Annotated in this window: 6 protein-coding genes; 4 read left to right on the top strand and 2 right to left on the bottom strand. The window is 51.3% G+C overall.

Features of this window, described 5'->3' with window-relative positions; translation table 11 throughout:
- Positions 1-34 precede the first annotated feature (34 nt).
- The 3 genes from D6694_10775 to D6694_10765 all read left to right on the top strand — a co-directional run bounded on the left by D6694_10775 (position 35) and on the right by D6694_10765 (position 3,648).
- Positions 35-1,282, top strand: coding sequence for a hypothetical protein (locus D6694_10775; protein RMH39847.1), 1,248 nt, complete (start codon positions 35-37; stop codon positions 1,280-1,282).
- A 67-nt stretch (positions 1,283-1,349) separates the two neighbouring features.
- Complete coding sequence (locus tag D6694_10770; protein ID RMH39846.1) at positions 1,350-1,655, top strand: hypothetical protein; 306 nt, start codon at positions 1,350-1,352, stop codon at positions 1,653-1,655.
- 1 nt (position 1,656) lies between these two features.
- Positions 1,657-3,648 (top strand): hypothetical protein, encoded by a 1,992-nt coding sequence (locus tag D6694_10765; GenBank protein RMH39845.1) that lies wholly within the window; start codon positions 1,657-1,659, stop codon positions 3,646-3,648.
- 64 nt (positions 3,649-3,712) lie between these two features.
- Here the strand turns inward: D6694_10765 and D6694_10760 are convergent, their stop codons facing one another.
- Together D6694_10760 and D6694_10755 are read right to left on the bottom strand one after the other, a co-directional pair.
- Positions 3,713-3,964, bottom strand: coding sequence for an endonuclease (locus D6694_10760; protein ID RMH39844.1), 252 nt, complete (start codon positions 3,962-3,964; stop codon positions 3,713-3,715).
- Between the two features lie 165 nt (positions 3,965-4,129).
- Complete coding sequence (locus tag D6694_10755; protein RMH39843.1) at positions 4,130-4,384, bottom strand: hypothetical protein; 255 nt, start codon at positions 4,382-4,384, stop codon at positions 4,130-4,132.
- Between the two features lie 190 nt (positions 4,385-4,574).
- On the opposite strand from D6694_10755, the gene D6694_10750 reads away from it, so the two are divergent.
- A complete protein-coding gene (locus D6694_10750) occupies positions 4,575-4,919 on the top strand; it encodes an XRE family transcriptional regulator (GenBank protein ID RMH39842.1) in 345 nt (114 codons plus the stop codon).
- Positions 4,920-5,017 lie beyond the last annotated feature (98 nt).

The raw sequence follows: 5,017 nt of genomic DNA, 5'->3' as shown, positions 1-5,017 counted from the left end.
CTCAACTTCTCTTGCGCCAGAGTTCTGCGAGGAAGTGCGCCACTGGCTGCAAGAAAATCACCCCGATATTGTTCCGGCAAAGGCCAAGGTGTTTAAGGATAAAGACGGGGCACAGGGGGCGCACGAAGCTATTAGGCCCGTTGAGGTAAGGTTCACTCCAGAGGCGATGCGTCCCCGTCTCACAGAGCCTCAGCACAATGTTTATACGTTGATTTGGCAACGGGCGATCGCCTCCCAGTGTGCCCCTGCGACGTTCGACAGGAGCCGTGCCGTGATCAAAGCTGGTGCAACCTACTGGGAGGCAAGAGGTTCTGTTATGAAGTCTCCAGGATTCACCAAGATCCTCAAAGGTGGAAGCGAAGACAGCGAGTTGCCTCCTCTTCGGTTCGGGGCTACGCTCAGCTTGGCGAAGGCTTGGCACACCGCAAAGCAAACAACTCCGCCGCCGCGCTATAGCGAACCCCGGCTAGTGCAAACCCTGGAAAAGCTAGGAATTGGGCGGCCCAGTACGTTTGCCAACATCATGAAAATCCTCAAAGAACGTGAATTTGTGTCGGTAAAAGGTAAGACTCTGGTTCCGACCGCTGTAGGACTGAAAACGGATGAAACGTTGATGAAAGTGTTGCCGACGTTAATCCGTGCAGACTTCACGGCACAGATGGAGGCATCTCTGGATAAGGTTGCAGAGGGAAAATTGGACTGGCAGAAATATTTAATTGCCTTCTATTTCGATTTCTTTCTTCCCGCCATAGAAGGCGCGGCCGCAAAGTCGCTAATGTCGCAGGCATATCCTAAGTCTGATATTCCCTGCCCTGATTGTGGTAAACCACTTAGCAAGCTTCCTTCTAAGTTTAAAGACGGCCCCAAAGATCACTACTTGAAGTGTTTGGAGGGTTGTTCAGGGGTTATTCTTTTTTGGAATCGTGGCGTAAACGACTGGGTGAAAAAAGGAGAGAAAGTTGATTCGCCTGAAAAACCTCCAGGTAAATTAACGGATTTCGTTTGCCAGTGTTGCGGGTCAAAGCTGGAGGAGTACGCCTATCAAAAAGACGGGCAAGAAAAGCTCATGCTGAGGTGTTCTTCTGGGTGCTATAAGAAGCCGGAAACCAAGGAGTTGTCTGTATATTTTCAGGGCAAAAAGGGAGGTTTTTGGAACTTCCAGCTACAGTCGGAGCCGCTCACGGAAAAGGTCGCGGGAGGGTTGCAGTCTGCTGTTTCTAAAAAGAAAGCCTCTGCGCCTGCGGGCAGTAAGGCAAAATCGAAGAAGCCTATCAAGGTTTGAAGCTTTTGCAATATGAGCGTCGGGAGTGTTTCAAATGAACTAGGTTCGCAGCAAGAAAGCCGGGTAGGTGGGCGATCGCGCTTTGGTAGTGGGCGATCGCCCTCGCGCTTTGGTAGTGGGCGATCGCGCTTTTGCTGAGCGGTCTTTTGGCTTGTCGAGTTCACGCCGAAATTTCTGCCCTCTGTCGTGGTTGCGATGCTGGTTCGAGATTGAAAAATTCGGGCATAATGTAGCAGGCGCAATCCTCCCGCGCCGGACTCTTGCGCTCCTCATGTTTCCTGATCAACCGAGTTCATCACTTGATGAACTCGGTTTTTTGTCGTCAATCTTGATAATTCAAATCGACAGGCATAATGTATCAGGTGTGACCTGATATGGTTGTTGACGTGTATCTAATCTTGCCTTTTGTGTTTGCTTGCCTGTGTCTCTGTGGGCGAACTGATTTGTGCTGGAGGCGTTCTCTTCTTTCGGCTTCCATTTATTTCTCTGTCGCCCTGGTCGCTATCACGGAATTTCTGAGCGGATTGAATTTGCTCACCCGTGAATGGGTTTTTTCCGTGTGGTCGGCAATTGCTGTCTCGCTTGTTTTGCTTCTGTTTGGGCGATCGCAATTCAGACTGCCTCGACTGCCTCGACTTCGGTTCTTTGCGCCAAAGTCTGTTTTGGTGGTTGCATTGCCCTGTTTTTTTCTGGTTCTGATTCCGACTTTTTTGCTGTCAGTTTCAGTGCCGCCGAATACGTGGGACTCGATGACCTACCACATGAGTCGCGTGGTCAATTGGATTCAGAATCAATCGGCGTGGCATTATCCGACCCACAATTTAAGGCAGATTGACAATCCTCCGTGGTCTGGATTTGCCATTTTGCATCTACAGGTGCTTAGTGGAGGGGATTGGCTGGCAAACCTTGTGCAGTGGTTCAGCATGGTTGGATGCCTGATAGCTGCTTCTCTGATGGCTCAAGAATTGGGCGCGAGGCTGCGGGGACAGGTTCTCTCCGCTGTGATTTGTCTCACGATTCCAATGGGAATTCTCCAATCTGTGACCACGCAGAATGATTATGCGGTTGCATATTGGTTAATCTGTTTTGCGTTCAATGTTTGGTTGCTTTGGACGCGCCCAAGTGATACCAGGCTGTTGCTAGAAGCGGGGGCAAGCATGGGGTTGGCGCTGCTCACGAAGGCGACGGCCTATGTCTATGCGTTCCCGTTCTGGGTTTTTGCTATCTGCTTGCTTGGACACGCTTGCATCTGTTCCAGAGGGCGTTTTTGGAGGGGGGCGATCTTAATGAATGCGCCCGTTGTGCTTTTGAATGTCGGGCACTGGTGGCGCAATATTCTTGTATTGGGAACACCTCTGGGCGTTTCGGGGGATGTTACCCGAAATCAGCTTTTCACGATCGCGGGATTCCTCTCGAATTTATTGAGAGGTGCGTCTGTTCATCTGGTGTTACCTTTTCGACCTTTTAACGAGGCTGTTGAGCGGGCTGTTCTTTGGTTTCATCAAAGCGCTTTAGGCTTGAGTGCCAGTGATCCTCGAACTACAATTGTTGGCACGGAATATAAGCTGCCCGTTACTCAGTTTGATAATCCACTGTTTGTTAGTGAAAATGTTACGGGAAACCCGATTCATCTTGTTTTATTTCTGATTGCTTTTTTCCTTTATTTTTTTCACGCCAAGAATCGAAGCGGTAGACAAAGTGCCTATTTATTAATCCTTTTGTCGATTCCTGTCGTTTTCAATATTCTGATTGCATGGCAACCGTGGGTGTCCCGGTTGCATCTGCCTTTTTTTGTTCTCGCTTCTCCATTTGCGGGGATGATTATCGCCCGCTATCTAAAGCCTTCTGGCGTGTACTGTCTCGCGGCTTTGCTGCTGTTTTGCTCGTTGCCATGCGTGTTTTTTAGTGCGGCCCGCCCGCTGGTTTCTCAATCGTTTTTTCGGACGGCTTCTAAGGTTTCTATTTACGAAGTGCCGCGCATGGGTCGTTATTTCGTAGCTCAGCCAAAACTGAAAGAGTTGTATGAAAATGCTGTCCTGGATATTCAATCAGCTAGATGCTGGGACACTGGAATTGTTGCTAGTGGGAACGCATGGGATTATCCAGTGTGGGCGATCGCGCAGCAGGCTGAATCGCCTTTAAGGTTTCGTTCTGTGCTGGTCGAGAATCCCTCTAGTGGGCTTGCGGCAGATCATCCGCTGCCATGCTCACTGCTGGCTATTCAGCGTCCTGATATGGGGGATGAAATAGTGCTGCAAGGGTTGACGTATCAGCGCTCTGCGGTGAATGGCGATAGTCGCCTGGTGAGCGTCTATTATCCAGTCCGACGGACTATTGCATCCGCTCCCAGAATCCCGGATCGGTGATGACCCAAAAATCGGGGAGTGCGAGGGGCTTGCGTCCCACCCTTAACACTCCCCGATTTTTGGGTCACTTGAGTTTGGCGGCTTTGCAAATTGGACACAGGCGGTGCGCGGCTTTGCGCCGTTTTAGCTGTCGCTCTAGCTGTCGCGTCCCCTTCGTCCAGGTGCGGGCGACCTCGAACCCAATGCCGCGCTCTGTGGCTACTGCACAGAGCCGGGAACCTTGCCCTTGTCGGTGGGCTTCGATTCGATCTCTCAGTCGTTTGGTGTAGCCCAGATAGTGCTGGCGATCGAAGTGAAGGAGATAAACATTAGACATATTTCAATCCTCTTCGATGTCTTCGATGACTTCTCTCAGAGCATCAGCGGTGTTGCAGAGAGCGTCCTCCTCCTCCATGTGGGGTGATACCGCTCTCCAGTCCAACGATGTGGAATACGCCCGCCCTGCGGTTTCTTGCAGTTCTTGCAACGGTTCTTGCATGGCTCAGTCCTCCGTCTCCATTTCTCTCACCCGGTCTACGAGCGCGGTCAATAGATTGTCAAACCGATCCAGCGTCGCCTCTAGCTCTTTCTGGCAAGGCTCTAGCGCATTCCAAGCAAAGAGAGCTTCTTCGCTTGAGGTCAACTGCGAGGGTTGCACTTGGGCGATCACCTCTTGGATACGACGGATCAGAGCAGAGAGATCTTGGGCGACGATCTCCTCTTGGATATGACGGATCGGAACTGCGGTCGTGGTCATGGGTATACTCCGTTAAAGGCCGTTAAAGGGATGTGGGCGATCGCTTTGTGGTGACACACGGAAGGCGATCGCCTTTTTGTTCAGACAGTTTGCTGTTTTTGCCAGTGTAAACTGTATAGTTTACAGTTACAGGTGTCAAGTATAAACCTAGAATTGAGGTAATTTAGTAACGGAGTTTGCCGGGATAACCGTGAAAGTTAGGCGGATCACAAAAACAGAGATTGAAGTTCCCGATCTCCCTTCTGCGATTGAGGTAGCTAGGGGCAAGGCGGGGATTAGCGTCTCTGAGGTGTGCCGCGAGGCTGGGGTATCCCGTCCCTACTGGTACAAAATAGTCAGAGGTCGGGAGACGGCGATCGCAGAGCCGACGCTGCGGAAGATCGAGGAAGTGCTGAAAGCGGATTTTGGGGTCAGCTCTGAACTTGACAAAGCCGTTATCCAAGAGGCTGAGAGGCGGAGGCATTCACGGCCCGCCAGGAGAAGGCTGACCAACAAATCGGGGAGCGTGAGAGGTGCCGACGCAACAAGCCCCTAGTAGATCTTGCCGAACTCGGTCGGCTCCATGTCTTGCCTGGGTAGTCGCCCTTCCTCTACAGCCAGGGCGATCGCCCGTCGCCATTCGGGTAGGTACTG

The organism is Gammaproteobacteria bacterium (assembly GCA_003696665.1).
Classification (GTDB): domain Bacteria; phylum Pseudomonadota; class Gammaproteobacteria; order Enterobacterales.
The sequence above is the reverse complement of the archived record's forward strand: the minus strand, read 5'-3'. Positions and strand labels throughout refer to the sequence as shown.